This window comes from Mycobacterium sp. (assembly GCF_032162105.1).
Classification (GTDB): Bacteria; Actinomycetota; Actinomycetes; order Mycobacteriales; family Mycobacteriaceae; genus Mycobacterium.
In genome coordinates, this window is sequence record NZ_JAVRPS010000070.1 from 1 (window position 1) to 6,636 (window position 6,636).

Annotated in this window: 6 protein-coding genes; 5 read left to right on the forward strand and 1 reads right to left on the reverse strand. The window is 67.3% G+C overall.

The window, feature by feature from the left end; all coding sequences use genetic code 11:
• Window positions 1-185: 185 nt before the first annotated feature.
• Window positions 186-320: a hypothetical protein gene (locus QOC69_RS03490; protein WP_526436395.1), complete on the reverse strand. Its 135-nt coding sequence runs from the start codon at window positions 318-320 to the stop codon at window positions 186-188.
• A 426-nt stretch (window positions 321-746) separates the two neighbouring features.
• On the opposite strand from QOC69_RS03490, the gene QOC69_RS03495 reads away from it, so the two are divergent.
• The 5 genes from QOC69_RS03495 to QOC69_RS03515 form a co-directional block, all read left to right on the forward strand.
• On the forward strand, window positions 747-1,895 hold the full coding sequence (locus QOC69_RS03495) for a glycosyltransferase (protein ID WP_526436405.1): 1,149 nt from the start codon (window positions 747-749) through the stop codon (window positions 1,893-1,895).
• A complete protein-coding gene (locus tag QOC69_RS03500) occupies window positions 1,892-2,917 on the forward strand; it encodes a glycosyltransferase (protein ID WP_526436397.1) in 1,026 nt (341 codons plus the stop codon). Before QOC69_RS03495 ends, QOC69_RS03500 begins: the two co-directional genes overlap by 4 nt.
• Window positions 2,914-4,392 carry a glycoside hydrolase family 130 protein gene (locus QOC69_RS03505; protein ID WP_526436399.1) on the forward strand — a complete coding sequence of 493 codons (1,479 nt, stop codon included), beginning with the start codon at window positions 2,914-2,916 and terminating at the stop codon, window positions 4,390-4,392. Before QOC69_RS03500 ends, QOC69_RS03505 begins: the two co-directional genes overlap by 4 nt.
• A gap of 310 nt (window positions 4,393-4,702) precedes the next feature.
• Window positions 4,703-5,035: a hypothetical protein gene (locus QOC69_RS03510; protein WP_526436401.1), complete on the forward strand. Its 333-nt coding sequence runs from the start codon at window positions 4,703-4,705 to the stop codon at window positions 5,033-5,035.
• Window positions 5,036-5,047: 12 nt separating this feature from the next.
• A partial coding sequence (locus QOC69_RS03515; protein ID WP_526436403.1) for an alpha/beta hydrolase occupies window positions 5,048-6,636 on the forward strand: 1,589 nt, incomplete at its 3' end.

The following is a 6,636-nucleotide window of genomic DNA, read 5'->3' on the forward strand; positions in this document are numbered from 1 at the left end:
GCGGTCACCACCAACGGCCCCTCGATCAGCGCCCCGGTCCAGCACCCGGCCTTCCCGCACCAGACCAACACCCCCCAGCCCGGCACCTCGGTGCATCACCACCACCAGAACCACAAGTAAGCCCCACTACGCCCGAGAGCCCGGATGCATCAGCATCCGGGCTCTCGGGCGTAGTGCTTACGGCGTCAGCGCTTCTTGGGGTTGAACACCGTCTCGGCTTGCGAGGTGTGATCGGTCTTCGCGCGCTTGTCCGCGCGTTTCTCCTTCAGCGACTTTCCGGACTTCTTGCCCATAGCTTGGCGAGGCGATTTGTCGGTCACTTGGCTTCCCCTTTGATACGGGGGCCTGACTGGTCCCGATCTTCGGACTGTACGCCGCCGGAGGCAACCTTGTCTCGTGTCGGCGGGGTCTGAATGCGGTACGAAATGCTTTCGGAATCAATTAATTTCGAGTGATTCCCACGGGCAGGAGTTGCCGGTCGTGCGTCAATCGGGACGGCCGCGTCGTCGACGACTTCGCAGGTCGAGTGAGGTCTGTGCCGTCCCGGGGCCCCGGGGAACCGATCTGCCGAAGGCCGCCGATGGGGCCATGAGGGTGTAGTGTAAGGGGCGTTGGGAAACCGACCAGTCCGGAATGAATCAGCCGTCTTCCGCTGATCGCCACGAGCAACCGCTCAAGCCGGACACCTTCGTGACATTCGCACGGTCGGGATCACTTTGACTGCTTTATCGCTTGGTAGAACATTCATCAACCCTGTTGGGGCGCAACGAAATTCTGCCCCTTCGAGTTTCGGCGTCCTCAGTACGTATCCGTCGACGGTCTGCGGGCTGGCGACGTTCAGCGCGGCCCTGTCCAATGGGTTGGCGGCGAACGGTGCAGACGTCAGCGTCGTTCGGGTGGCCGACGGGACACCGTCCGAGGATCCCCGCGTCGTCGGGGAGCTCGTCAACGGCTCGGCGGCGTCGATTGCGGCCTCCGCAGACTTGTTGAGCGAGTGCGACGTCGCGGTGATTCAGCACGAGTACGGCATCTACGGCGGCACCGACGGCGACGAGGTGCTCGACGTCATGCGCGGGCTGCGCGTCCCGTCGATCGTGGTCGCTCACACGGTTCCGCTCAATCCGACACCCAATCAGCGTGCCGTTCTCGAGGCGATCGCCGGACTCGCCGATCAGGTGGTCGTGATGTCCGACGCGGCCAATGCGCGGCTGCGCCGCGGCTTCGACGTCGACCGGCACAAGGTCAGCACCATCGCCCACGGGGCGACCATCCCGCAGGGTGCGCAATCGAAGCGTGGCGGCAGGCCGACGTTGCTGACGTGGGGTCTGCTCGGCCCCGGCAAGGGCATCGAGCGCGTGATCGAGTCCATGGGCTCCCTGCATGAGCTCCGCGGCAGGCCGCAGTACGTGGTCGCAGGCAGGACTCACCCCAAGGTGCTGGCCGCCGAGGGCGAGGCGTACCGCGAAGCGCGCACCGAGCAGGCGCGACACATGGGCCTGGCCGGCTCGGTGTCCTTCGACCCGCACTACCGCAACGTGTCGTCCCTGGCCGTGTTGATCCAGTCCTGCGCCGTGGTGGTACTGCCGTACGACTCGACCGAGCAGATCACCTCTGGCGTTCTGGTCGACGCCGTCGCGAGCGGACGGCCCGTCGTCGCCACCGCGTTCCCACATGCCATCGAGCTTCTGGGCACGGGTGCGGGCATCGTCGTCGACCATGACGATCCCGATGCGATGACGTTTGCGCTGCGCCGGGTGTTGTCGGATCCGCGCCTCGCCGGATCGATGGCGGCCGAGGGGCGCCGGCTGGCCCCGACGTTGGCCTGGCCGTCGATCGCCAAGTCGTATCTGTCTCTGGCTCAACGACTCGTATTCGAGCGCCAGGCACTGGTATGACCGCGCCGGTGCTGGGTCCGGTGTTCGACCACCTGTTGCACATGACCGACCGTCGCGGCACGTTCGAGCACGCCAATCTGACCGAACCCGCGACCGAGCACGGTTACTGCACCGACGACATGGCCAGGGTCCTGGTGGTCGTCAGCCGGGAGGAGCCCGACCCGGACCGGAAACTGAATGGTATTGCCGGGCTGGCGATACGGTTCCTCGGCGAGGCGCAGGCACTCACCGGCGCGTGCCGCAACCGGATGGACAGCACGGGCAAGTGGACCGACGAGCCCGCACTGGAGGACTCGTGGGGCAGATGCCTCTGGGGGTTGGGAACCGCCGCCGCCCAAGCGAACACCGCGTTCGTACGCGAGTCGGCGAAGATTCAGTTCGAACGGGCTGCCCTGCAGAGGTCGCCGTCACCGCGGGCAATGGCCTTCGCGGCACTTGGCGCCGCCGAACTGCTCACCGCTGATCCCAATCACGTCGAGGCGCGAGAGCTGCTCACCTACTACACCCGTACGGTCATCGCGCCGAGCGACGACCCGGCCTGGCCGTGGCCCGAGCCGCGGCTGGCCTACGCCAATGCCGTTCTCGCCGAGGCGATGATCGCGGCGGGTACCGCGCTCGACGATGCGGCGCTGCAACGACGCGGTCTGGATCTGCTCGGCTGGCTGGTCGACTACGAGACGGTCGACGGACACTTCTCGCCCACCCCGGTCGGGGGACGAGGCGCCGATGACGTCCGTCCCGCCTTCGACCAGCAGCCGATCGAAGTGTCCTCGCTCGCTGATGCGTGCGCGCGCGCCGCTGCCGCCGACCCCAGCCCGAGCTGGCCCGACGGCGTCCGCAGGGCGGCGGCATGGTTCGAGGGCGACAACGACTCGGGACAGGTCATGTGGGACGCCAAGACGGGCGGCGGGTTCGACGGCCTGCACGTCGACGGGGTGAATCGCAATCAGGGTGCCGAGTCGACGCTTGCTGCGCTCTCGACCATGCAGCACGCCCGGCGCATCTCGGCCGTGAGGCAATGACTTCGGTGCAGACCGAGCTGGTAACCCGCAGTCCGCTGCGGGTCGCTGCAGACCCGTCGCGCGTCGTCACTCAACTCTTCGTGCCGGGCCAGGAGGGCTTCGAGCATCAGGAGTCCCGGGCGGGCGCGGTGTTGAGGCGAATCCTTGCGCTGTCCGAGGAGGACGTGCAGGCATCCCTGGACGACGTCGTCACCCGCTTCGACGGACGCCACCGCGACCTGATCGGCACCTTCCGTCGTCACGCGGAAATCCTCGCCGATCGCCTCGATCCCGTCCGGCACCTGTCCGATGCGCGAAAGGTGTTGCTGGGAGCGGCCTTTACCAGCGAGTACGCGATTGAAGGTGCGGCCCTGTGCAACCCGAGCATGGTGGCCCATCCCGATCAGGCCGGAACACCCGACGGCAGTTTGCGTTTCGTGATGAGCGTGCGGGGCATCGGGGAAGGTCACCAGTCCTCGATGGGATTTCGGACCGGCACCGTGGACGCGGGCGGAAACGTCTCGATCGACGAGGCGGTGCCGTTCGCCACCACCGCAGCCGCGACTCAGGCTCTCCTGGACGGGCCCGTGTTCCGCAACGAGCTGGCCCGACTCGGCGATGCCAGGGAGGCCGCCGACTACGTCCTCGACGCGCTCGGTGACCGCTTCACCCGGGCCGACCTCGACGAGCAACTCGACACGCTGCTGACCAACATGCGCACCCGGGGGCGTGCCCGAGCGACGATCGCCGAGATCCGGTCGATCGCCGACCGAAGTTACTCCGTCGAGTTCGCCGACGACACAACCCTTTCCGAGCGCGTGCTGCGGCCTGCCATGGGTGCGGAGGCGGCAGGCATGGAGGACGCGCGCCTTGTCCGGTTCGTCGAGGACGACGGCTCGGTCACGTACTACGCCACCTATACGGCGTACAGCGGATCCCACATCAGCCAGCAGCTGCTCGAGACACGAGACTTCCGGTCCTTCACCTCCAAGCCCATCGTCGGGCGCGCAGCCGCCAACAAGGGTCTTGGGCTGTTCCCCCGTCGGATTGACGGCCGCTTCGCGGCGATGTCACGATCCGACCGCGAGACGAACACGTTGGCCTACTCCGATCACCTTCTGGTGTGGGCGAATTCGTCGCCCTGCCAGCAGCCGCTCAACGCGTGGGAGGTGCTGCAACTCGGGAACTGCGGGCCGCCCATCGAAACCGACGCGGGCTGGCTGGTGCTCACCCACGGTGTCGGCCCTATGCGCACCTACCGCATCGGCGCCATCCTGCTCGACCTCGACGATCCGGCCAAGATCGTCGGCCGGCTCCGCCATCCACTGCTCTCACCGGCCGCGGACGAGCAGGACGGCTACGTGCCCAACGTCGTCTACTCCTGCGGTGCGCTGGTGCATTCCGAGACGCTGGTGATTCCGTACGGCATGGCCGATTCGGCGATCGGCGTTGCGACGGTGTCGATGCCCGACTTGCTCGGCGCGTTGGCTGGCTGAGGGTCCGCAATCCGGCTGACGGCGATCGGCTCGTCAGGCGCCGAACGTTACGGTTGTTGTACACATCGCTCGAGTAGGGCCGTGAACAACCGCACGCTCGGCGAGCTAAGGACGGGTTCCATCCTGGTTCGACGGTGCCGCCGAGAACTCCAGCCACCACCGAGTGACACCGTCACTCACCCCACCGCCCCGTGGCCGACGCTGTCGGTCATGGGGCGGTGTTCGTTGGTGCTGCCCGTTTCTTGCCTGGTCGACCCTGTAGGCGGCGGTATTCTGACTGGGCGGGACGCAAGGCAAGGGGGCGTGGACGATGACGGAGCCGCTTCGGGTGGTCACCGAGGATCTCCAGGTTTCGGCGGCGACGGTGGACATGCACGCCGATGGCATGCGGGCACACCACGCCGCGGCCGACGGCCGGATCGAGTCGTCACAGCGCGGCTTGCCCGCTGCCGCCGCAGTCGCGTTCGGGGCAGCCGTCGCCAAGTGGCAGGGCGACACCGCGGCCCTCTACCGGCAGCTCGTCGACCACAGCCAGGGAATGCTCAGCGGGGCCGCCGGCTACCACCTGGTTGATCAAACCGGCGCGGCCGACGTCGACGCCGCAGGCAACCGCATGCCGACGGAGCCGGATCTTGGGCTCTGACGGCGCCGCATCGTGACCGTCTCCGTCGAGGAGATTGATCGGTGGGACGCCGGCGACGTGCGGGAGGTGTTCCACGCGACCCGGAGCCGAGCAGAGGCGGCGCGCGAAGCGGCCAACGGCATCGCCGAACTGCCTGCGTTCGGATTGTGGGGCGGCGAGGCATCCGAAGCCGCCAGGGATGCCATCGGCCGGACCCGTCGGGATCTGGATGCGCATGGAAACGAGGCGCTGGAGGTCGCGCGGGCAGCCAGCGTGGCCGCCGATGATGTCGAGCAGGTCAAGTCCCGGCTGGCGCAACTGCGCTCCGAAGCCGACAGATTGGGGATGGTCGTCGACACGGTGAGCAACACCGTCGAGCCCGGTCCGGGGTCGGCAGGGGCGGACCCGATGGAGGTCATGCTGAAACAGATGCAGCTGCAGCCCGACCTCGACGCGATCCTGACCGAAGCCGCCCGCGTCGATCAAGAACTCGCTCGCGCGGTCAACATGGCGATCGGGGAGGCTCCGATCGGGGATACGCCGCACGACAACCGCCCGGAGATCCAGGACGCGCTGTCCAGGCCGCTGCCCGAGGACCCGCAGCAGTTCAATGACCTGTGGGACCAACTGACGCCCGAAGAGAAGGACTGGCTCTACGACCAGAATCACGGCATCGGCAATCACCCCGGTATGCCGTTCGTGGACAAGAACACCTACAACCAGCGGCACTTGGGCGAACTCGTTGCGACGAGTCAGGGCAACGTCGACCGGATGCAGCAGCGATTCGACGAACTCGCCCGCCGCGTCTACATGGGTGACACCAGCGCCGCGACGGGCAACGAACTCGCCGCGTTGGGGCCGCAACTCGCCGCGGCGCGACACCAGCTCGACGGCTACCGCGCCGTGAACGGCGTTCTGAACGCGAAGGACGGAGCGCCGCGATACCTTGCGCTGATCGACGACCAAGGCCATGCCGCGGTGTCCATCGGCAACCCCGACACCGCCAGCCGAACCGCCACCTTCGTACCGGGAACAGGTCAGGACATGGCGACCTTCGAGGGCAGTGATCGCAAGTCGGAGGCGATGTTCCGGGCGACATTGTTCGCCGATCCGAGCCTGACCACCGACGACGTCGCGGTGACCACCTGGATGGGATACGACCGGCCGATGGACCTTGGCCAAGCCGCGTGGCCGGGCCGAGCCGAAAGCGGAGGCGCTGCGCTCGACACCTTCGTCAACGGCATGCACGCCTCACACGCCGGGGCGACGCCAGCGATCGACACCGTGATCGGCCACAGCTATGGATCAACGCTGGTCGGTGGCGCGGCGACCGGCGGCAACCACCTGGCGGCCGATAACGTCATAGCGGTGGGAAGCCCCGGCATGCTGACCGAGCACACCAGCGGTCTGAGCCTCGATCAGGGAGCGAACGTGTACTCGATGACCGCGCGCAACGACATCATCAGCCTCGCCACCGACATGACGCTCGGCGCCGACCCGTTCGGCACGGACTTTGGGGCCACTCGCCTCTACGCCAACCCGGGACCGAGTTGGGATCCCACTGGAATCATCGGAGACGTTGCGGCACATAGCAGCTACTGGGACAGCCAGGAGAATCCCGC